Origin of the sequence: Halovivax asiaticus JCM 14624 (genome assembly GCF_000337515.1) — an archaeon.
Lineage (GTDB): Archaea > Halobacteriota > Halobacteria > Halobacteriales > Natrialbaceae > Halovivax > Halovivax asiaticus.
The window spans coordinates 41,594-62,877 of the sequence record NZ_AOIQ01000014.1 but is presented as its reverse complement, the minus strand read 5'-3'; the positions used below and the strand labels follow the sequence as shown (position 1 = coordinate 62,877).

At 66.1% G+C, this 21,284-nt stretch carries 23 protein-coding genes and 1 pseudogene; 13 read left to right on the top strand and 11 right to left on the bottom strand.

The genetic code is table 11. From position 1 onward, the window contains the following. Positions 1-177: 177 nt before the first annotated feature. A complete protein-coding gene (locus C479_RS07880) occupies positions 178-702 on the top strand; it encodes a DUF7342 family protein (RefSeq protein ID WP_007700603.1) in 525 nt (174 codons plus the stop codon). 3 nt (positions 703-705) lie between these two features. Then, a complete protein-coding gene (locus tag C479_RS07875) occupies positions 706-1,140 on the top strand; it encodes a hypothetical protein (protein ID WP_007700596.1) in 435 nt (144 codons plus the stop codon). A 32-nt stretch (positions 1,141-1,172) separates the two neighbouring features. Here C479_RS07875 and C479_RS16510 read toward each other — a convergent pair whose 3' ends face one another. Continuing rightward, on the bottom strand, positions 1,173-1,331 hold the full coding sequence (locus C479_RS16510) for a hypothetical protein (protein ID WP_007700588.1): 159 nt from the start codon (positions 1,329-1,331) through the stop codon (positions 1,173-1,175). Further along, positions 1,328-1,606, bottom strand: coding sequence for a hypothetical protein (locus tag C479_RS16380; RefSeq protein ID WP_007700581.1), 279 nt, complete (start codon positions 1,604-1,606; stop codon positions 1,328-1,330). Before C479_RS16380 ends, C479_RS16510 begins: the two co-directional genes overlap by 4 nt. 412 nt (positions 1,607-2,018) lie before the next feature. Here C479_RS16380 and C479_RS07865 point away from each other — a divergent pair, with 412 nt between their 5' ends. Next, positions 2,019-2,825 (top strand): hypothetical protein, encoded by an 807-nt coding sequence (locus C479_RS07865; protein WP_007700575.1) that lies wholly within the window; start codon positions 2,019-2,021, stop codon positions 2,823-2,825. 144 nt (positions 2,826-2,969) lie between these two features. Beyond that, on the top strand, positions 2,970-3,530 hold the full coding sequence (locus C479_RS07860; protein WP_007700573.1) for a DUF7342 family protein: 561 nt from the start codon (positions 2,970-2,972) through the stop codon (positions 3,528-3,530). Positions 3,531-3,614: 84 nt separating this feature from the next. Here the strand turns inward: C479_RS07860 and C479_RS07855 are convergent, their stop codons facing one another. Continuing rightward, a complete protein-coding gene (locus tag C479_RS07855) occupies positions 3,615-4,337 on the bottom strand; it encodes a hypothetical protein (RefSeq protein ID WP_007700556.1) in 723 nt (240 codons plus the stop codon). A 106-nt stretch (positions 4,338-4,443) separates the two neighbouring features. Here C479_RS07855 and C479_RS07850 point away from each other — a divergent pair, with 106 nt between their 5' ends. Further along, on the top strand, positions 4,444-5,079 hold the full coding sequence (locus tag C479_RS07850; RefSeq protein WP_193788368.1) for a metal-dependent hydrolase: 636 nt from the start codon (positions 4,444-4,446) through the stop codon (positions 5,077-5,079). Positions 5,080-5,181: 102 nt separating this feature from the next. Beyond that, entirely contained in the window at positions 5,182-6,189 is a 1,008-nt protein-coding gene (hemE, locus tag C479_RS07845) for a uroporphyrinogen decarboxylase (RefSeq protein WP_007700545.1), read from the top strand. A 77-nt stretch (positions 6,190-6,266) separates the two neighbouring features. Here the strand turns inward: hemE and hemH are convergent, their stop codons facing one another. The 4 genes from hemH to C479_RS07825 all read right to left on the bottom strand — a co-directional run bounded on the left by hemH (position 6,267) and on the right by C479_RS07825 (position 10,266). Next, on the bottom strand, positions 6,267-7,334 hold the full coding sequence (hemH, locus tag C479_RS07840) for a ferrochelatase (protein WP_007700542.1): 1,068 nt from the start codon (positions 7,332-7,334) through the stop codon (positions 6,267-6,269). Between the two features lie 55 nt (positions 7,335-7,389). Next, the gene (gene hemG, locus C479_RS07835) at positions 7,390-8,709 is read right to left on the bottom strand and encodes a protoporphyrinogen oxidase (protein WP_007700539.1); all 1,320 of its coding nucleotides are present in this window, start codon (positions 8,707-8,709) and stop codon (positions 7,390-7,392) included. A 219-nt stretch (positions 8,710-8,928) separates the two neighbouring features. Next, entirely contained in the window at positions 8,929-9,300 is a 372-nt protein-coding gene (locus tag C479_RS07830) for a hypothetical protein (RefSeq protein WP_007700536.1), read from the bottom strand. A 126-nt stretch (positions 9,301-9,426) separates the two neighbouring features. Beyond that, positions 9,427-10,266, bottom strand: a complete 840-nt coding sequence (locus C479_RS07825; RefSeq protein WP_049907200.1) for a universal stress protein — start codon at positions 10,264-10,266, stop codon at positions 9,427-9,429. Positions 10,267-10,406: 140 nt separating this feature from the next. On the opposite strand from C479_RS07825, the gene C479_RS07820 reads away from it, so the two are divergent. Together C479_RS07820 and C479_RS07815 are read left to right on the top strand one after the other, a co-directional pair. Beyond that, positions 10,407-11,162 (top strand): ZIP family metal transporter, encoded by a 756-nt coding sequence (locus tag C479_RS07820; protein ID WP_007700529.1) that lies wholly within the window; start codon positions 10,407-10,409, stop codon positions 11,160-11,162. A gap of 189 nt (positions 11,163-11,351) precedes the next feature. Further along, complete coding sequence (locus C479_RS07815; protein ID WP_007700526.1) at positions 11,352-12,995, top strand: potassium channel family protein; 1,644 nt, start codon at positions 11,352-11,354, stop codon at positions 12,993-12,995. 29 nt (positions 12,996-13,024) lie between these two features. Here C479_RS07815 and C479_RS07810 read toward each other — a convergent pair whose 3' ends face one another. Together C479_RS07810 and trxA are read right to left on the bottom strand one after the other, a co-directional pair. Further along, the gene (locus C479_RS07810) at positions 13,025-13,585 is read right to left on the bottom strand and encodes a DUF1684 domain-containing protein (protein ID WP_007700518.1); all 561 of its coding nucleotides are present in this window, start codon (positions 13,583-13,585) and stop codon (positions 13,025-13,027) included. Between the two features lie 77 nt (positions 13,586-13,662). Continuing rightward, on the bottom strand, positions 13,663-14,100 hold the full coding sequence (gene trxA / locus C479_RS07805) for a thioredoxin (RefSeq protein ID WP_007700514.1): 438 nt from the start codon (positions 14,098-14,100) through the stop codon (positions 13,663-13,665). 262 nt (positions 14,101-14,362) lie between these two features. Here trxA and C479_RS07800 point away from each other — a divergent pair, with 262 nt between their 5' ends. Both C479_RS07800 and C479_RS07795 read left to right on the top strand, forming a co-directional pair. Beyond that, positions 14,363-15,802, top strand: coding sequence for a cytochrome ubiquinol oxidase subunit I (locus tag C479_RS07800; protein WP_007700511.1), 1,440 nt, complete (start codon positions 14,363-14,365; stop codon positions 15,800-15,802). Positions 15,803-15,816: 14 nt separating this feature from the next. Next, positions 15,817-16,936: pseudogene (locus C479_RS07795) on the top strand (cytochrome d ubiquinol oxidase subunit II). A 91-nt stretch (positions 16,937-17,027) separates the two neighbouring features. Here the strand turns inward: C479_RS07795 and C479_RS07790 are convergent. After that, positions 17,028-17,981, bottom strand: coding sequence for a ZIP family metal transporter (locus C479_RS07790; protein WP_049907198.1), 954 nt, complete (start codon positions 17,979-17,981; stop codon positions 17,028-17,030). A 177-nt stretch (positions 17,982-18,158) separates the two neighbouring features. Between C479_RS07790 and C479_RS07785 the strand changes: the two genes are divergently transcribed. Then, positions 18,159-18,626, top strand: a complete 468-nt coding sequence (locus C479_RS07785; RefSeq protein ID WP_007700489.1) for a cupredoxin domain-containing protein — start codon at positions 18,159-18,161, stop codon at positions 18,624-18,626. A gap of 90 nt (positions 18,627-18,716) precedes the next feature. Here the strand turns inward: C479_RS07785 and C479_RS07780 are convergent, their stop codons facing one another. After that, positions 18,717-19,562 (bottom strand): universal stress protein, encoded by an 846-nt coding sequence (locus C479_RS07780; RefSeq protein WP_007700488.1) that lies wholly within the window; start codon positions 19,560-19,562, stop codon positions 18,717-18,719. Between the two features lie 389 nt (positions 19,563-19,951). Here C479_RS07780 and C479_RS16505 point away from each other — a divergent pair, with 389 nt between their 5' ends. Further along, the gene (locus tag C479_RS16505; protein ID WP_007700484.1) at positions 19,952-20,101 is read left to right on the top strand and encodes a DUF7512 family protein; all 150 of its coding nucleotides are present in this window, start codon (positions 19,952-19,954) and stop codon (positions 20,099-20,101) included. Next, a complete protein-coding gene (locus tag C479_RS07775) occupies positions 20,102-21,145 on the top strand; it encodes a sulfite exporter TauE/SafE family protein (protein ID WP_007700483.1) in 1,044 nt (347 codons plus the stop codon). Positions 21,146-21,284 lie beyond the last annotated feature (139 nt).

The window sequence follows — 21,284 nt, the reverse complement described above, 5'->3', positions numbered from 1 at the left end:
TTTGAATGCTTTCGTCGTCGCTACTGCCGGTAGCTCGAACGCGACCTCTCCCCGATTGTATCTCAGTCGGCGAACGGACTCGCGACCTCACGGTCGCAGTGATTGATCGTCCCTGAACAGGAGAGAAGATATATTCTACCCACTGGATATATGTTCTCCGCCGCCGTAGTACCGACCATGTCCGACGATACCGGAACCGGTGACGATTCGGCCGGTCCTTCGATGACGCGCGGAGAGCGAGTCCGAGCGGCAGCGCGGACGCTCAGAACGCCGCGTACTGCCTCCTGGATCGCGGACGAGACGGATGTCTCACAGAAGACGGCCCAGAAATACCTCGACCAGCTTGTCGAAGACGACGTCCTTCGGCGGCTCGAACACGGTGGTCAGACGCTCTACTGCGTCGATCAACTCATGGCCACCTACCGGGAGGTCGCCAGTCTTCAGCGCGAACACGACCGCGAGGAGTTGACCAGCGCGCTCGAATCGATGCGGACGACGATCGCGGACTGGAAAGTCGAATACGACGTCGATTCACCCGGGCAGCTGCGTGCCAGCATCTCCGAAGTCGACGATCCGTCCGAGCGAACGGCTCGACGAGACGTCGCCGGCGAGTGGGAGCATCTGGCCGATCGGATTCCGGTCGTCAAAGCTGCCCTCACCGAATACGACTGGGCCACCGAACGGGACGCCGTCCCCGTGTGACCGATGGGCCTCTCCGGAACCATCGACGGCTCGGTGTACGTCGGGCTGCGAGACGTGTTGCACCGACAGCCAGCCGTGACGACCGTCACGTACGAACCCGATAGCATCGTCAAGCAGTTTCTCCGGGCACGGGTCGATCCCGATCGTATCGAGCCACCGACGGGACCGGATGCGCCGACGCTCGACGTCGAATGGCGGTTCGACGACGGGACGCAGTACTACCGCATCCACTACGCGGATCCGAACACGGGATTCAACTGCGGCTGGCACCGCGACGAGGACCACCCCGACCTCGGTCCGGTCCACTTCCAGTACGAGCACCCCGGTACCGGCGACAGTGGCCGTGAATCGGCGCAGTTTTCGAAAATGCTTCCGACGGAGGTTCTCTGGACAGCCCTCGATCGATTGTTCCAGAAACGGATTCCGCGCCATCACTGAGACGACCGCTTCGATATTGTTTCCGGTGCTATCTACCCTTGCAACTCCTGGACGTCCGCGAGCGTCAGTTCACAGCCGCAGGGACTCGCCGAGTGCGAGTGCGGCCCCGTCGAGGTGATGCTAACGACTGGCGTGCCACAGAACGGACACGGCGGGAACGAACTCTCCTCGGGGTCGGGCAACTCGGTCATCGGTTCGGCCCTCCGAGCATCGACGTGACGGTCTCTCTGCCCAGCGGACAGCCGCACGGATCGGCCGCGTGGAGGTGCGGCCCCAGCGTCCGGATCGTGATCACCGGCTCGTCGCAGTGCGGACAGGGCGGATACTGGTCACGCGAGACGATCCCGAGTCGGTTCGGATCGATCGGCTGCTCGACGTCGACCCACAGCTGGTCGTCGGGAGTGCCGGCGGTCGCCGTGTGGACGCGGTTCGGGTCAGGAATTGGCCGGACCGAATCGAGAGACACGTCACTACGAGGATATTGAAGGTAGGCGGGCTGTGCGCGGGGTTTATGGTGGTCTGGTGTATACGGTGTCATGGCTTGCGTAAAACCCGTTGTGGGGTTTCGGAAGCCACGTCTCGGGTGCTGCTACACCCGGGGCATTTCTACCCGCTCCGGAAGACCGGAGCCAGCGGCTTCCGCGTGGGACTATGGGTTGATTCATATTACATTTATTGGAAATTAGTACAGTTTAGAAAATCAATATGATTGGGTTACGATTATAGAAAACCTACAATGACTTCCGGGTCCAGTTCCGACCGAGTGAAAGATCCGATGACTACAGTCGATGTCGTCCGTGTGGGCAACCCGCTGGGGCGACAGTGGGTAGGGGTTCGATAACCGCAATGGTTAGTATTGATTCCCCTAATACGAAAATATGGCAGGTGGGGATACCATCACGGGGCGTGTTTCCGAGATTACGACGAAGCTGGAGGCCGACGAAACCCTCGACGCTGATGACGTCACGTTCCTTTCCGGTTACGTCTCGACAATCAGGGACTACAGAGCGTTAGACGGCTACAGGGACGAGATTGACGACGCCATCACCGGCGGTATCGGGCACGCGGCGTACGTGAAAATCCTACAGGAGTTCGAGGCCACTGGTGTTCTCGACGAACTCCGGTCAGATTTGATCGATCCCTCGCTTGACCCCAACGGCTTCGAACGAGTTGAAGTGAACGGCACGATTCACTATCGGAGTGTGATGATTGGAGAGCAGGCGTCGGAAGGGGTCGGGTGGATCCACCCGCCCGACAAACAGCCGGCGACACTCGTACGTATCCGCGATTCCCTGTTCGACTACCTGTTCTGTACCGGCCGGGGATTCCGTCTCGACGCGGAGATGATCTACGCGTACGAAGCGGATTATGAGGCGTTCCTCCGTACAGTTATCGACTGTACAGAGGGCCTCGACGACTACCGGCTCTCGGTTCACGCCGACGAGAGCGGACAGCGAGTAACGATCAGTGTCACACTGCGTTCGGGCGGTCGCTCGTATTCGACAGAATTTGACCACGGGACCGATTGGCTCCAATTTGCGGCATTAGATCCAGTCCAAGATGCCCTCGATCAAGAGGGCGTAGAGACAGTTCACTACCGAGGTGGAAATGACGGCTGGATACTAGTGCTGGACGATCAACTTGAAGAGCAGATATTGAAACGCCTTCCAGAATGGTACTCGTGACACCGAATGGGTCCCGTGAGGTGAGGTAATCCTGCGCTCGAATCCAGTATTCCACACCGCAATAAATCTGGATAAGGATTGAGGGCCACTCGATATACACCGAACTTCTAAATTTATAGTAAGACTTGACTCGAACGAGTGCGTATGAACGAAGACGAATCGGATGCGGACGCGGGACTACGAGACCGGCAGACAACCGGCGAGGACCGCGTTCGGATGGCCGCCCGGCAGCTGTCGCAACCCCGGACGGCGAACTGGATCGCCGCCGAGGCGGAATGGTCGCACGGCCCCACAAAGCGCGCCCTCGAGCGACTCGTCGAGGACGGGATCCTCCACCGTGACGACGGCGGCACGCACACGACGTACTACCCGGACTACCGCCGGCAGGCGATGCAGGAGTCGATGCGGCTTCGAGACGGCGACCATACCGTCGAGGAACTCACCGACCGTCTCGCCGACATGAAGGCCCGGATCAGAGGGTGGCAGGACGAGTTCGATGTCGAAACACCGAACCAGCTTCGCGGCACCATCGCCGACGAGGCCCTGGACGCCGATGAGGAGGATCGCCGCCGCGAGATCGCCGGCAAGTGGGATCACCTGCAACGACGCATCGAGATCGTCGGGTTCGCCGTCCGCGAGTGGGACTTTCTGGCACCCACGACGGAGCCCGCCGAAGTCACCGGCCACTTTCTGAATGCGGACTAACGCGTAGGCTCGATATGCGACTGTCCCGGCGTCGATATACCTTATCGTCGACGTTCACAGGAACGCTTCGGGTTCGCCCCTAGCTCACCCTTCGCGCCCGGCGACGACGATCACCGCCGAGGCGGCGGCGATCGCGCCGATGGCCACGACGAACCAGGAGAGCAACGTCCGCGACAGGCCGGGAATCGGCTCGAACAGCGGCGTGAAGATGCGGCCGTCCAGCGCGACGACGGCGACGGCGCCCACCCCGTCGAAGAGGAGGTCGAGCGGCGTGTCGAATCGGCCGTAGTGTTCGAGGACGCGCTCGATCCCGGCGCGGTCGCTGGCGACTCTGGCGGCGTGTTCGAGGACCTCCCAGGCGACGCCGGCCGCGAGGGTGAGCCCGATCGTCGCCGCCCCGACGGACCGGCCGAGCGGGCCCGGCAACACGTCGGCGCCGGCGACGACCACCCACGCGTAGACGAGCGCGGCAACCAGTGCCGCCGAGACGGTGTGGGTCACGTGATCCCACCACCAGACGGTGTCGTACCACCCGTGCATGCCGAGCATGTGGAGCAATCCGGCCAGGGCGATGCACAGCGGCAGGACCGGCCCGAAGTCGACGCTGGCGTCGACGAGACTGGCGATGCCGTACTCTACGACGAGCGGGCTCGCAGTCGCGGCGAGCGCGGCGGCCGCGTTGACGGCGACGTCCGCTTCGCGGCGGTCGACGCCGAGCCAGAGCGAGGTCACCAGCCCGCCCACGACGAGGGCGAGTCCGACGGGCACGAGGGTGGTCGACGAGAGGAGGGGCACGTCGCTGCCCACACGTCGGGGCGCATTCGCCCTAATCCTTGCCATTGGAGTCGATCCCGGCCCGCCGTCTTTTGGGCCGCGAAACGGCTATAGGGTCAGCCTTCCTAGTTCAGGTACAATGATGGCGACGACGCACGCGTTGCTGGGAATGGCCCTCGCCCTTCCCGTCGTTGTTGGCGCGCCCGAACTGGCGCCGGTCGCGATCCTCGCCGGCCTCGTCGGCGGCCTCCTGCCGGACTTGGACCTCTACGTCGGGCACCGGCGAACCCTCCACTACCCCGTCTACGGCTGGCTCGCGGCGATTCCCGCGATCGCCGCTACGCTGGTCGCCCCGTCGGCCGTGACGGTGGGCGTCGCGATCGCGCTCACCGCGGCCGCGCTCCACGCCGCGACCGACGTCGCTGGCGCCGGCCTCGAGCTCCGGCCCTGGCAAGCCGGCAGCGACCGCGCGGTCTACAGCCACTACCACGACCGCTGGCTCACGGCCAGGCGCTGGGTCCGCTACGACGGCTCTCCGGAGGACCTCGGGCTCGCGAGCGTCGCCGGCGTCGCCGTGATCGGCCTGGCCGCCGAGCCCGCCGGCCCGATCGCCTGGGGCCCCGTCGGCGCGCTCCTCGCGGTCTCGACCGTCTACGTCCTCCTTCGCAAGTCGCTCGCTGACCTCGCCGTCAGGCTCGTCCGGTACGTCCCCGCCTCGCTCAAGGTACACGTCCCCTCCCGGTATCTCGAAACCGGCGCCGTCGACGGGCGGTGACCGGCCGGGAACCGTCGTCCCGAACGGTTCGTCGCCATCCAGTCCCGGCGACCGCCGACGGCCTTCACAAGGGTTAGGCCCGCTCCCCCCGAATCACCGCCCATGAGAGACCTGTTTCTCCGGGCGGCCCGCGGGGAGCGAACCGAGCGGCCGCCGGTCTGGATGATGCGGCAGGCGGGGCGGTACCTTCCCGAGTATCGCGACCTCCGTTCGGACTACTCCTTCCTCGAGGCCATCTCGACGCCCGACGTCGCGGCCGAGATCAGCCTCCAGCCCTACGAACGGTTCGAACCGGATGCCGTCGTCATGTACTCGGACATCCTGACGGTGCTCGAACCGCTCGGCTTCTCGTACCATCTCGAATCGGGCGTGGGTCCGGTGGTCGAGAACCCGGTCGAGTCGCCGGCCGATACGGACCGGACGGTCGAGGACGTCCGCGAGCACCTTCCCTACGTCGGCGAATTACTCTCCCGACTCGCCGCCGAACTCGGGTCGGACGCCGCGACGCTCGGCTTCACCGGCGGCCCGTTCACCCTCGCCGCCTACACCTGCCAGGGCGAGCCCTCGCGGAGCTTCATGGCCGTGCGCCGACTGCGCGCCGAGCACCCCGAGGCATTCGAGCGCCTCCTGCGCGCGTTCACCGACGTGATCGTCGATTACGTCGAATTCCAGGTCGAGTCGGGTGCCGACGCGATCCAACTGTTCGACACCTACGCCGGCCTCCTCTCGCCCGCGGACTACCGGGAGTTCCTTCTCCCGCTGCATCGCGAGATCGTCGAGGCGACGGACGCGCCGACCATCGTCTTCGCCCGGAACCTCTCGGGCAACCTCGACCTGCTCGCCGACACCGGCGCCGATGTGGTCGGCCTCGACTGGACGGTCGACGTCGCCGCGGCTCGCGAACAACTGGGCGACAGACCGATCCAGGGCAACCTCGATCCCGCGCTGCTCTACGGCGAACCCGACGCCGTTCGCGAGCGCACGCGGGCGGTCGTCGACGCCGCCGGCGAGGCGGGGCACATCCTCAACCTCGGCCACGGCGTCGACCGGCACACCCCGGTCGAGAACGTCGCGGCCTTCTTCGAGGCGGCGCAGTCGGTCTCGCGGTAGTGTGGATGACGACGTTGGTCTCGCAATAGTTTGGACGGCGCAGCGATGGGCCACTCGGTGGAAAATAGGACCGGTGACTACCGCGTTTCCGGCCGCACGCCGGCGTTCAGGCAGTAGGTTCCCGGTTCGGCTCGACACTCGCACTGGCGGAGCTGGTAGTACGCCGGATCGAAGCCGGCGCAGAAGGGTTCGAGCAGGTCGGCCAGCAGGTCGGCGAAGCGGGGGTCGTCGTGGGGGACCGGCACACGGTGGAGGTCGAGGCCGACGTCGGCGGCGTCTTTCGCGAGATCGACGTCGAGTTCGGCGAGGGTCTCGGACTGTTCGTGCATGAAGCTCATCGGCTCGACGACGACGCGGTCGGCCTCGTCGCCGAGTGACTCGACCACGTCCTCGGTCTCGGGGGCGGTCCACTCGATACCGCGGTTGGCGTGGTTCTGGTAGCCGATGTGGTAGTCCTCGAGGCCGAGCAGCCGGGCCATCGTCGCCGCGTGTTCCTCGACGTACTCGTCGTAGCGGCTGCCCGCCTCCAGGTACTTCGTCGGCGTGCCGTGGGCCGAGAAGACGAATGCGGTGTCGGGATCGTGCAGGTCGACACCGGTCTCCTCAGTGTACGCGGCGATGCCGTCCGCCCGCAGGCGGTTGTACGCCGGCACGCGGTGCCAGCCGGTGATCGACGCGAACTCGGGGTCGTAGCCGTCGACCTCGTCGATCGCCGATTCGACCGCGTCGATCGACGAGACGGTCGTCGAGGGGCCACACAGCGGGTAGATGGGGAGGGCGACGACCTCGTCGATGCCGTCGGCGGCGAGGTCGGCCGCGACCTCGGGGATCAGCGGCTCGGTGAACTGCATCGCGTGGCGGACGGTCACGTCGTGGCCGCGCGAGTCGAGGCGCTCGGCCAGCGCGTCGGCCTGGGCGACCGCCTGGTCCTGGAGCGGCGAGCCGCCGATCTCCTCGTACTCCGCCATGATGCTCGGGAGGCGTCGCTCCGCGAGTTCGCGCGATCGCTCCCTGGCCGCCGCTTCCGACTCGGCTTCCTCCAGGTCAGCGTTGTCGAAGAAGATCCGCGTCAGATAGTCGAGCACGGTCTCGCGGTCGGGCGTCGCCGGTTCGCCGAAGTTGCACAGGACGATCCCGGTTTCCATGCCCGACGCTTGCCGCCGGAGCGGTTTAGCCACTTCGGACCCGGAGGCCGGTCCGTTACTCGCTTGTGCCGCCGACGAGTTGTTCGGCGAGAGCCGCTGCGTTGCGGATCCGGCCGGGGATCCCGGGCCGACCCACGTAACTGGCGCAGAGGTGGATCCTTGCCGGGGGTTCGAGGTCGTCCATCGCGGTCCAGGAGCGGTCGTAGGCGGGCATGCCCGGTTCCCAGCGGTGGACGTGGATCGGCTCCGCCGATGCGCCGGTGATGCGCTCGAACTCCCGTGCCGCGACCTGCCCGAGTTCGCCCTCGGTCGCCTCCAGCAGCGGCGGATACGACAGTGGATCGAGGTAGGCCGTGTAGAGCCGGTCGCGATCGAGGATACTGGCGTTCCAGGTCAGTCCGCTGATCGAGACGTCGTCGGCGTCCGGCGGGACGAGCGTGCCGAGGCCCTGGCCCTCGAAGTCCGAGTCGAGAAAGACCATCCCGATCGGATTGTAAGTGAAGCGATCGAGGGTCGCGGCGAGGTCGGCGTCGACCGGTTCGAGGAGGTCGGCCGCGACTGGTGCCGGCGTCGTCACGACGACGTCGTCGACGCGCTCGATTCCGTCGGCCGTCTCGAGTTCGTAGCGAGCGGTACCGCCGTCCCCGCCAGCGCTGCCGGACTCGTCGTGCCCATCGACCGGTCGGATCGCCTCGACCGGTGTCCCCAGGTGGATCGAATCGGCGTGGGCCTCGTACAGAGCGTCGACGAGTTCACCGACCCCGTCGTCGAAGGAGACGATCGGGGGCGTCTCGCGGTCGGATCTGATCGACGCGAGCACGTTCAGGAGGATGCTGCGCTCGATGCCGCGTTTTTCGAGCACGCGGCCGAGCGAGTACTCCATCAGCATGTTGCGCGGGTCGGTGCCGTAGAGGCCGCTGTACAGCGGGCCGGCGTACCGCCGAGCCGCTTGCGTCCCGAACTTCCGGACAAGGAACTCGTCGACGGTCTCGCCGGGTTTGGGCGGGCCGAACAGCGGTTCGAGCAGCATTCGGAGCTTGCCCAGCGGGCTGATGAGATCGGTCGTGATCGCCTCGCGGACCGACAGCGGTGCGACCTTCAGGTCGCCGTCGTGGTAGACGTAGATCGGCTGGTCGTCGGCGCCGTACCGGAGACTGTCCCCCAGGTCGTAGTCGTCGATCATCGACTCGAGGCCCGGCGTCAGGCGCAGCCGTTGCGGCCCGAGCTCGACGACCCGGCCGTCGACCTCGCGACTCTGGACGACGCCCCCCGGCTCGTCCCGGGCCTCGAACGCGATTACTTCCTCGCCGTGCTGTGCTATCGCTCGCACGAGCGCCAGTCCGGACATCCCCGCGCCGACGACTCCGACGGTCATCTCCCGAGAGTTTCGAGTCGATACATTTCGGTGTGTCGGGATCCGCGCGGCTATGCCATCGAGTCGCTCGGGTGCTCACGAGTGCAGGGCCGGTCGAAAACCCGATCCGGCCGACCCGGCGTGGGTGCTGTCGTCACACTCGTCGCGAGCGGCAGTCTCACTCGCGGTCCGACCCTCGCATTTCTCGTCAGAAAGGCCACTCGCAGTCAGCACGGTTCCTCACTCGCCGTCCGCAGCGTCCGGCTCCGTGATCGGATCGATACGAAAGACGTAGTCGGGGGTGGCGTCGTCGAGGTTCGCCGGCCCTTCTTCGGCGGTGTGATCGTGACACAGCGCCGCCACCGCCGCGACGGTGCCGTGGCCGGTTTCCTCCTCGTATCGCTCGAGCACGCGGAACGCCGCCGGCTCGTTGCAGTCTCGGCGGTGACACGTCGGCGGATCCGCGGTTTCGAGGGCCACTGCTCCCTGCTCGCTATCGGCCGCCGGCTCGTCCTCGTCGCCGCGTTCGAGTTCCTGCTCGAGCGCCCGCTCGCGCTGGCGTTCTTCCTCGTCTTGCGCTTGCTTGTCTCGACCGCGCTTCGTGTCTGCCATGCTGAACGAGACGACACCGAGCGGGATAGGGTTGTGTGTACCGTTCGGATCGCCGATGGATTCGGGTAGAATCGAGAGGGATCGAACTGGGGTCCGGGGAGCGCGGTGACGTCTCGTTCGACGGACTCAGTCGCCGGTCTGGGAGCCGACCGTCAGTACGGGAACCGGGGCACTCCGGAGCACGCGGTCGGTCGTCGAGCCGAGGAGCCGCTCGTTCACGCCCTGGCGGCCGTGGGTGCCCATGACGATCAGGTCGGCCCCCGCGTCCGTCGCGACCGTCCGAATCGTCTCCGGAACGGCGCCGCTTTCGACGACCGTCTCGACTGGGACGTCGTCGATGTCGGCCATTGCGGCGTCGAGGAGTTCACGGGCGTCTTCGTCTCCTGTCGACGAGCCGAAGGCGCCGAAGGTTGGTTCGTCGACGACGCCGAGCAGGTGCAGCGTCGCTCCGGTGTCCGCGGCGACGGCCGTCGCCAGCTCGAGCGCATCGCGGGCGTGGGGACTGCCGTCGAACGGGACGAGCACCCGCTCGTGGGGGTACGTCCACGTCGCCTTCTCGCGGACCGTCACCACGGGCGTCTCGGTCTTTCTGACGACGTGTTCCGTGACGCTTCCCAGGAGGTAGCCGTCGATCCCGCTCCGGCCGTGGGTCCCCATCACCACGAGGTCGGCGCCTTCGGACGCGGCGACGATCTCGTGGCGCGGATCGCCCTGCACGAGTTCGTCGTCGACGGTAACCCCCGCGTTCGTCGCCCGCTCGCTGGCGTCTGCGAGCACCTCTTCGCCTTCCTGCTCGAGGACGTCGAGAACGGCGCCCTGGTACTGTACCTGGCTGGGCTTGTTCGTGTCCGCGACGTACAGCAGGTGGGCCGTCGCGTCGTACGCGGCTGCGACCTCGAGCGCGTACGTGAGGGCGACTGACGACGGTTCGCGATCGTCGACGGGGACGAGCACTCGGTCGTACATACGCGACGGTTGGGCCGCGAGTGACATACGTGTAGGGGACATCGTCAGCGACGTGACCGTCGCTCTAAGCGTGAGGCCCCACTCCGCTCGACCGAACACGCAGAAGCTATGACGGTTCGCTCGCAAGCCCCGGTATCAATATGGGTCCGCTCGGCTGGATACTCCTCACGACGCTGCTCATCAGCCTGTTCGCCTGGATCGGCGTCTTCACGCTCTATCTGGCCGACCATCTGGTCGAACGGCTGCTCCTGTGGCTCGTCGCGTTCGCCGCCGGCGCGCTGCTCGGGGGCGCCTTCTTCCACCTGCTCCCGCGGGCGATCCGCTCGCACGGATCGCTCCACACCCGAGGCCTGTTCGTCGCTCTCGTCGTCGGGTTCGCGTTCTTCTACGTGCTAGAGCAGTTCATCCACTGGCACCACCACCACGGCACCGACCACGAACACGAACCGGTGACCTACCTCGTGCTGGTCTCGGACTCGCTGCACAACTTCATCGACGGGATCGTCATCGCCGGCGCGTTCCTCATCGACGTGGAGGTCGGGCTGGTCACCGCGTTCGCGATCGCGCTGCACGAGATCCCTCAGGAGATCGGCGACTTCGGCATCCTCGTCTACGGCGGGTTCGACAAGGTGCGCGCGCTCGCCGTCAACTTCGCGACCGCGCTCACGGTCGTCCTCGGCGGCCTCGTCGGCTACGCGCTCTCCGGCGTCGTCGGCGAACCGCCAGTCGCGCTCCTCACGTTCGCCGCGGGTAACTTCATCTACATCGCGAGCTCGGACCTGATCCCGGAGATCAACGCCGAGGCCGAGGTTCGCAACCGACTCGGCTACTTCGTCGTCTTCGTCGCCGGCCTCGGCGTGATGTACGGGATCGCCCTGCTCGGCCACAGTCACTGATCGTCGGCCGAACCGTTCGACAGTCTGCGAATCGATCAGGTTCGGGAGTCCACGCTATGCCAGCGTCGCTCGGCCATCGCGCCGGCTATGGGTGCCGTTCGCGTCGGACGGGCCGTGGATCCGCTCGCTCCGAGACGGGTGCGCAGGAGAGCCGGTATCGGTAACTCCGTAGGGTGCCCATTCGTTCGTATGTCGCTGCTCCGATCCCGTCGGACCGCCTACTACCTCGGGCTGGTAGCCGTGACGACGGTCTTCTTCACACTCCTGTACGCGTACGGGATGGCGACGTGGGAGGGGCGTCCACGTCCGTGGTATCAAGCACTCGAGATAGTCTTTCAGTCGTTCACGACCACTGGCTACGGCCAGGATGCGGGCTGGGATACGCCACAGATGAACGTCCTCGTGATCACCATGCAACTGACTGGAATCGGACTCATCCTCACGGCGGTGGACGTCTTCGCGGTTCCGTGGTTGCAACGCGCTCTCGAAGAGAGCCTCCCGACGGCTGCGCCCGACGCCGACGACCACGTGATCCTCTGTACGTACTCCTCGCGCGGCGAGGCGTTCCTGGACGAACTCGATTCGCGCGGACGCGACGCCGTGGTCCTCGAACCGGACGAAGCCCGTGCACGCGACTTACACGACGCCGGACGAACGGTCGTCCACGGCGATCCGGAGTCGATCGACGTCCTGCGCGACGCCGGCATCGAACGAGCGGCGGCCCTCGTTTCCGACGCGGCGGACGACTCGAGCGCCAGTATCGTCCTCACTGCGCGGGAAGCCGTTTCCGACATCGAGGTCGTCACCATCGTCGATGACGCCAGCGTGGCCCACTACCACCGGATCGCCGGCGCGGACGCCGTCCTCTCACCGCGCCAGTTACTCGGCGAGAGCCTCGCGCATCACGTGCCGACCAGCGTGACGACGGTCGTCGAGGACGGCGTCGAACTCGGTGACGACCTCGAACTGATCGAACTCTCGATCGATCCCGGCAGCGACCTCTGTAACCGCCGCGCCGGCGAGGTCGAACTCGGCGATCGCTTCGCCGTCGACGTCGTCGGCGCGTGGATCGGCGGGAGCTTCGAGAGCCCGATCCCGCCGTCCGTCGAACTCGACGAGGACGTCCGATTGCTAGTCGCTGGGGCACCGGACCGGATCGCCGTGTTGCGCGAGGAGGCGACGTCCACCATCCGTTCACTCGCTGGCCGTCGCGTCCTCGTCGCCGGCTACGGCGACGCCGGAGCGGCCGCCGCTGCTGAACTCGCGGAGACGGCAGCGGCCGTGACGGTGATCGACAGGGAAGCGGGCCCGGCGGTCGACGTGGTCGGCGATACACGGGAGCCAGACGTCTTTCGCGAGGCCGGCGTCACGGACGCGTCGGCCGTCATCGTCGCGGTCAACGACGACACGACGGCGATCTTCACGACACTGGTCGTCGCGGAACTGAACCCCGAGGCCGAGGTGCTCGTGCGGGCGAACGATCCCGAGAGCGAACCCAAGCTCTACCGGGCCGGGGCGGACTACGTGCAGTCGCTGGCGACCGTCAGCGGCCGGATGCTGGCCTCGACCGTCCTCGACGACGAGACGGTCCTCACGTTCGACACGCGGATCGATCTCGTTAGACTCCCCGCCGGTCGTCTGTCGGGATCGACGGTCGTCGACGCCGACGTGCGCGCCGAAACCGGCTGTACCGTCCTCGCCGTCGTTCGGGACGGAGAGATGATCACGTCGTTCGATTCGGCGTCGTTCGCGCTCGAACCGGCTGACGAGGTCGTCCTCGCGGGCACCGACGAGAGTGTCCGTCGATTCGAGGCGACGTTTCTCGCCGAGTAGGGGCTCAAAACGGGTGTCCGGTCACGTTCTCAGAACGGGCGCCCCGAATCGGGTTCGTACGCCCGTTCGCCGGCTTCGATCGCCACGTCGAGCCAGTTCTCCGTTGGCGGGAGCGGACACTCGTACTGGTCGGAGTACGCGCAGGTGGGGTTGTACGCCTCGTTGAAGTCGAGGACCCACTCGCCGTCGGCCGTCCGGTGGTGGTCGGTCTCCAGGTCGATGTACCGGCCGGCGCCGTAGGTTTCGTCGCCGCTGGTCTCGTCGCGGAAGGGTACCCAGAGCCGGTCGTCGTCGGGATCCGCCTTGTACGCCTGGATGGCGACGTCCGCGCCGTCGATCGTGACCGTGAACGCACCACACCGGTAGTAGGTCTGCTCGCCGTCCGTGCTCGTCCCGACGGTGACGGGTTCGGGGTCGTCGTCCCGATCGAGCGGGACCTCGAACCGGTAGTCGGCGTCGATCGCGTAGTACGAGAGGCCGTCGAAGCTCTCGCGTTCGGCGGGCGGGATCGGCGAGTGCGGGTGCTCGCCGAAGTACTGCGATTTTTCCTCGCGCTGGGCCTCGATCGCTCGTTTCCAGTCCTGGCTCATTGGTGAATGTGTGGTGTCGCAGTCGGTCGTGGGTGATCGGTGACGGTCGGACGTACGTCTCCGGCGGTGGAATTCGATTACGTGTACTGCCCGATCAGTCGCTCGAGCGTGGCGCGGTCCTGGACCCCGCTGGTCCGTTCGGCGGGTTCGCCGTTCGCGTAGAGGACGAGCGTCGGGACGCCGCGGACGCCGTGTTGCTGGGCCATGCGCTGGTGGGCGTCGATGTCGACCTTCGCGACGGCCGCCTCGCTTTCTTTGGCGAGCGCCTCGACCGTCGGTTCCAGCATCTTGCAGGGGCCACACCAGTCGGCGTAGAAGTCGACGAGGACGACGTCGTTCGTCGAGACGACCTCGGAGAGGTGATCGGGGCCGTCGACGTGGATCGGGTCGGTCGGCGTCCCGGTCGTCTCACTCCCGGTGTCGTCGAGACTGGCCCCGTCTTCGAGGCGCTCCTGGAGTTCTCGCTTCTTCTGCTCGCGGATGCGAGCGCGCTCGTCGTCGAGTGATTCGCTCATACGCGACACGTACGGACTCGACCGACATAACAGTTGTGCGTAGAGGGCACAATAGCGTCTGGCGTGGTGCGACCGATAGCGATCGTCATCGAGGGGCCTCTCTCCCAGTTGTCAGCTATTGTCAACTCGGTCCGCTGGTTCGTCCGGTGAGAGCCAGCGCAACGGCTACCCGTGCGAACGATGCAGGATCGGGACGAGTGACTCCGTCCTTGCCCCGATGCAGCCCCGACGGCGCGGTCGTCACGAACGCGCTCGACACGCCATGATCGACCCAGTCCTCGCCAGTCGGTTGCAGTTCGCGCTGACGACGATCGTCCACATCGTCTTTCCGGTACTCACGATGGGGCTCGCTCCCTTTCTGATCTACTTCACCTGGAAGGACATCCGGACGGGCGAGGCGATCTACGAGCAACTTCGCCGATTCTGGACGCGCATCTTCGCCGTCAGCTTCGCCATCGGCACGGTGACCGGACTGGTCCTCGAGTTCGAGTTCGGGACCAACTTCGCGGCGTTCTCGACGACCGCCGGCGACCTGTTCGGTGGGCCGCTCGCGCTGGAGGGACTCCTCGCGTTCATGCTCGAAGCGACGTTCCTCGGCGTCTTCGTCTTCGGTCGCGAGCGGGTCGGAAACGCGCTGTACATGCTCTCGGCGATCGCCGTCGGCGTCGGCACGTGGCTCTCGGCCGTCTGGATCCTGATCGCCAACTCCTGGATGCAGACGCCGCGCGGATACGAACTGGCCAGGGAGGGTGGCCAACCGATCGTCACGCTGGTCGACCCGATCGCGGCCTACGCCAACCCGCGCTTTCCCTGGATGTTCGTCCACATGCAAAACGCCGCCGTCGAGTCCGTCGCGCTGTTCATGGCCGGCGTCGGCGCCTACTACGTCTTCCGACACCACGTCTGGGGCTACTCGATCGAGAACGTTCGGTTCTGGGAGGCGACCCTCAAGTACGGCCTCATCGCACTCGTCGTCACCGCGCCGCTGCAGGTGATCCACGGCGACCTCTACGCCCGCCACGTCTTCGAGACCCAGCCCCAGAAATTCGCGGCGATGGAGGCCGTCTGGGAGACCGACGCCTACGTCCCCGAGTACATCGTCGCGTTCCCGACCGACGTGAACGACCTGCTCGATCCGAAGGCGAAGGACATCTTCGGCATCGGCATCCCCGGCGGGGCGTCGTGGCTCGCGAGCGGCGGCGACCCGCAGGCGGTCATCCAGGGCTTAGAGGAGTTCCCGGGGCCACAACCGCCCGTCGCCATCGTCTTCTGGTCGTTTCGCGTCATGGTCGCGTTGGGCTTCTGGTTCGTCCTCCTCGCGTTCTGGGGCGGCTTCCGCTGGTGGCGCGGCGACCTTCTGACCGACGACCTCCTGCACAAGGCGCTGATGCTCTCCGCACCGCTGGGGATCGTCGCGGTCGAACTCGGCTGGATCGTCACGGAGGTCGGCCGCCAGCCCTGGGTCATCCAGGGCGTCATGCGCACCCGGGACGGCGTCTCGCCCGGCCTGACTGGCGGCGAAGCCGCGCTCACGCTCGCCGGGTTCGCCGTGGTCTACACCGGTATCTTCGTCGTTCACACCTACGTCCTCTATCGGATCATCCGCGCCGGCCCGCCGGCGGTCGGCGGTGACGAGTCGTCGGACACCGACCGGCCGGCGTCGACCGACGGACCGACGGGAGCGGGGGAGGGAGGCGGCTGATCGGGATGGTCTTGCTGACATCACCGCTCCGTGCGGCTGGTCCCGTACTGGCGACACCCGGCTGGTCGCCGTCGATTCTCGCCGACGGGCCGCTGTTCGGCCTGCCGCTCGCGGACGTCTGGTTCGGCCTGCTCTTCTTCCTCCTGGCGACGTTTCTTTTCCTCGACGGGTTCNGCCATCAGAGATGTGTATAAGAGACAGGGCCTGCTCTTCTTCCTCCTGGCGACGTTTCTTTTCCTCGACGGGTTCGACTTCGGCGTCGGCGCGCTCTTTGCCACCCGCGACGACCCGGCCGAGCGCGAACAGTTCCTGACCGCGATCGGGCCGTTCTGGGACGGCAACGAGGTCTGGCTCGTCGTCTTCGGCGGGACCCTGTTCGCCACGTTCCCGCCCGTCTACGCCACGTTGTTCAGTCGCCACTACCTCTTGATGTTCGCCATCCTGGGCGCACTCATCCTCCGCGGCATGGCCCCGGAGCTGTACGAACAGCGCCACGACGAGGCCTGGCGGCGCTGGTGGGGCCGGTCGTTCGTCGTCGGCAGCCTCACTGCACCGTTCTTCCTCGGCGTCTTCGTCGCCCACTGGCTGTTCGGCGAGACGGCGCTCGTCTCCCTCCCGGGACTCGTCGTCGGGCTCACCGTCGTCGCCCTGACGATCGTCGATGGCGCGGCCTTCCTCCGGCTCAAGACCCGCGGTGCGCTCCGCGACGACCTCCGGACGGACGCACTCCTGTCGCTCGGGGCCTACCTCGTCCTGCTGGTCCTGACGCTCGGTCTCCTCTACGCGTCACCGACTATCCGTCCGGCCTTGCTCTCCGTCCCGGCGGTCGCACTCGTACTCCTCACGATCGTCCTCGCCGCCGTCTATGGGGTCGCGACCCGGGCCGACAGGTACTACGTCGCCTTCGGCGCAGCCGCCGGCCTCGTCTTCGCGCTCGTCGCCGTCGTCGCCGTCCTCCTGTACCCCGAACTCGATCCCGTCACGGGACTGACCGTCGAGGATGCCGTCGTCTCGACCATCCCGCTCAACCTCATGACGATCGGGATGGCGATCCTGCTGCCGCTCATCTTCGTGTATTTCGCCGTCCTTTATTCGGCGTTTTCCGGACCGGCCGAGGAGGGGGAAGGGTACTAGACGGAAGACGAAAGCGGAGGAAAGGGGCGGGGAACCGGGATGAGCGAACGTGGCTGCTACTCGAATTGGGCCACGAGTTCTCGGTGGTGACTCATCCGAGACTCACGTCGAGGTAGAGCATGACGATCACGCCGGCCATGACGCCGAGGGTGGCGATCCGCTCGTGGCCGCGGGTGTGGGTCTCGGGGATGATCTCGTCGGAGATGACGAAGAGCATCGCGCCTGCGGCAAAGCCCATCGCGTAGGGGAGCAACGGTTCGACCGTGGCCACGGCGAGCGCACCCAGCACGGCGAGGGGGATCTCGACGACGCCGGAGCGCAGGCCGGCGAAAACGGCGTAGATGCGTCGATCTAGCCCCGCATTGATGGCGGCGACGGAGACGGCGAGTCCCTCCGGAACGTTCTGGATCCCGATCGCGAGCATGAGCGCGAGTGCGTTCTCGACGTTGCCGGAGCCAAAGCCCACGCCCACGGCTAGCCCCTCGGGCATGTTGTGCAGTGTGATGGCGAGGATGAACAATACGACGGGGGCGAGGCGCTCCGAGCGCTCTGCGGCGGTTTCGATCGCTCTCGATTCGGTCGGCTCGCCGGGGTCTGTCTCCCGGCTGCCTGCGTCCCCGTCCCCGATGTCGCCCCGCTGGCTGACGGCACCCGGTTCTCCGGGGTCAGCTCCCTCGTCGGCGACCGGATCTCCGATGTCGGGTCGCCTGCTGCCCGTCAGGAGGTAGTGGGCGTGGGGGACGAGGATGTCCGCCCGATCGAGGAAGGCGACGCCGAGGGCGACCCCGACGAGGGTCGGAATCGGGTCACCGCCGGAGTACTGCTCGATGCCGGGGATGATGAGGCTGGTAAACGCCGCAGCGAGCATCACGCCGGCCGCGAAGCCCAGTGCGCCATCTAGCGCGCGTTCGGATGGGTCCCGCCAGACGAAAACGAGCGACGCGCCGAACAGGTTTAGCGTGGCGATGACGACGCCGCCGACGAACGCCTGTCTGACGGGATTCTCGCCGACCAGACCGACGAAGCCGTCGACGAGGGCTAGCACGGTCGGCGGGCTCGCTATCGTCGGTCCGATCACGGTCGTGGGCCGTGACTACGACGTCCGTCGGGAAATACGATCGGTCGATTCGCGCCACTGTCCGTCGTCGGTGTCAGTCTCGACCGGGAGAGACTCATCGGTACGGCACCAGCGGTTTATCACCAGTTTCGGTGTTCGTTCGGTATGAGTGCTCGACTCACTCGACGAGCGGCGTTACGAGCCGGGGCAGCGGTTGCAACGGTATCCCTCGCAGGCTGTGGCGGCGATGGCGGTGGCGGTGGACCGGGTGGTGGCGACGGCGGTGGCGGCGCGATCGAACTCGAACCCGGCGCACAGATCGAACTCGACGGCATCACGGCCGGATGGGAAGGGCTCGCGCCGAGTGCGATCGAGGGGTCGACGAACCCGACGCTCTCGCTCGTCGAGGGTGAGACCTACGAGATCGGGTGGACCCAGGGCGACGGGGCGAATCACAACATCGCGATCTACGACGACAGCGACGCGGTAGTCGACGACCTCCAGACGGAGATCGTCGCCGAACCCGGTGACGACCAGTGGCTCGAGTTCGACGCCAGCAGTGAGATGACGACCTACATCTGCGAAGTTCATCCGACGACGATGGTCGGCGACATCGAACTTCGAAGTGGGTAGGCGACGGCGAACGGTGACGGGTGGGTCGGATCGAGTGCGTGTTCGAAACGACGGTGAGCGGAGCGGGGAGCGTTCGGCGCGGGTCGGGGCTTACACGTGCGCGCCCGGCGGCACGAGGAGCACGTTCCCGTTCGCGCGAGCGACGATGTCCTCGGAGACGCTGCCGAGCAGCAGCCTGCGGAGTCGGCTGTGTCCGCGCGAGCCGACGAGGGTCGTCGACGGCTCGTAGTCGGCTTCGGCGGCCATGATCTCGTCGGCCGGGTCGCCCTCGCGAACCTCGGTCTCGACCTCGATGTCCCACGCTTCGAGCTGGGTCGCCAGTTCGTCGAGGCGGACCTCTGGGTTCGCGTCCTCCGGCAGGTCTGGATCCTTCGGGGTCTGTACGTGGACCAGCCTGGCCTCCTCGGTCGCGTTCTCGAGAACGGAGAACAATTCGAACGCGTGTTCGGCGTTCTCGGAGAAGTCAGTGGCGTAGAGCAGCCGCTGAAATAGGTGCGACTCGAGCAGGTCGGGCGTCTCGGCCTCGCGTTCGACGCGGTTGACCAGCAGCGGCGTCTCCGTCGTCCGCGCGAGGTTGCGCGCGGTCGAGCCGATGACGCGGTTCTCGAGCGGGCTCTTCCCGCGCGACCCGACGATCGTCAGGCTCGCACCGATCGTCTCGGCGATGCCCGTGATGCGCCGATGCGGTGTCCCGCGGACGACGTGGGTTTCGACGTCGAACCCGGCGTTCTCGATGACGGTGCTGTACCGATCGAGGGCGCGCCGGCGTCGGCCCTCGAAGTCCATTCCGGGCATGCCCGCGTGGACGTTCGAGGGGACGACGGTCACGAGGTGGATCTCCTCGATACCGATACGCCCGAGACAGTCGAGACAGGTCTCGTTTTCGATCATCGCCTCGCTGGCGGCCGAGAGGTCGGTCGCGATGACGGCCTTCATACCCGTTCGTACGATCCGAGGGTATAATATTGTTTGGTGGGTCCAATACCGGTCCCTCGATAGCGCACCAACGACACGCGAGTCTGTGCGGGCTCGGCCCGCCTGTTACCGGTCGTTCCGTTCAACCGATGGGTCTTGCTACTGGCCCGACAACCGGTTCAGTATCAGGCCATTGACTGAACGCCGCGCGTTCCAGTGTGGGTGATTCCTCGTCCAGACGGCCCTATATTTGGAGAACTTACTGGAATATTCTCGTCGGTTTCGCGTTGGATACTCCGCAGTAATATTGTGCGCCAATCCCAAAAGCGTTATACGTGCTCTCCGGGTACGATGCACCGAGCAGAATTCCATGATTCACGCACAACCGGAAATCGACGAGGTCGATATCGATGATTGACTTCGCATCGCTCTCACCGACAGCACAGGCGCTCGCACTCGTCGGCGTCATCCTCGTGGAGGCACTCGTCCTGTACGGCGGGTACGGGCTCCTCGAGCGCGTCGTCGCACCACCACTCGTCCGCAGGATCACGGAGTCATAGATGGAGCTCTTCGGAATCGCGCTCACGATGCTGCTCGTCTTCGTGGGCTTCGGCTTCATGGTCGGCGTCCTGTTCGGGTTCTTCGGCATGGGTGGATCCTTCCTCGTCACGCCCGCGCTGCTGGTGATGGGGTATCCGACCACCACCGCCGTCGGGAGTGGGATGGCGTTCGTCTTCGGGACGGCCGTCATCGCGACTCTGAAACACAGGGACCTCGGACAGGTCGACTACAAACTCGGCGCGCTGATGGTGGTCGGGACGACCGCCGGCATCGAGCTGGGGAAGATGATCGTCGAACACCTGGAGGAACTGGGGCTGGCAGGCGGTGTCATCGGTGTCACGTACGTCTTCATGCTCGGTGGCATCGGGCTCTTCGTCAGCTACACCGCGCTGAAGTCCGACGGCTCGGACGATAGCGGCGGTGGCGGTCACCACGAAGCGGCGAACGACGAGATCGATCCTGACGACATTCCGGACATCGCCAAGAAGATCCAGTCGTACAACGTGCCGCCGATGATGACCCTCGGTGGCGGGATCCGGGTATCCCTCTGGATGATCCTCGGTGTCGCCTTCGCCACGGGCTTGCTCTCGGGCTTCCTGGGCGTCGGTGGCGGCTTCATCCGGATGCCCGCGTTGTTCTACCTGATCGGCGTCCCGGTCCCGATCGCGGTCGGGACCGACCTGTTCGAGATCGTCATCTCGGGCGGGTTCGGGGCGTTCACCTACGGATTGAGCGGCGGTGTCAACCTCGGCATCGTCGTGCCGCTGTTGGCCGGGAGCGCGCTCGGGGCCCGGATCGGCTCCGCAGCGACCAGCATCGTCAACGAGGACGACATCAAGATCTACTTCGGTCTGATGCTCCTCGGTGGCGCCGTGGCCGTCGCCTTCCAGCAGTCCGCCGGGGTGTTCGAGATGCCCATCCTGGACACGGTCGGGATCATCCTGATCATGCTCTCGGCGATGCTGGTCAGCGGAGCCGTGATCTTCAGTACGATCACCGAACTGCGAGCGAACGCTCGCTCGACCGCACCAGCGGCGGACTGATCGACTAACCGACCCGACGTTTTTCTCACAGCGCCCGCTCACAGGGTATAGCGACGGTGTTCGGCCAGTGGTTTCGTGTCCACACGGTTCCCGACGACGAGCCGGTAATTTCCGCGATATCGTCCGCCTCGCCCGGCTC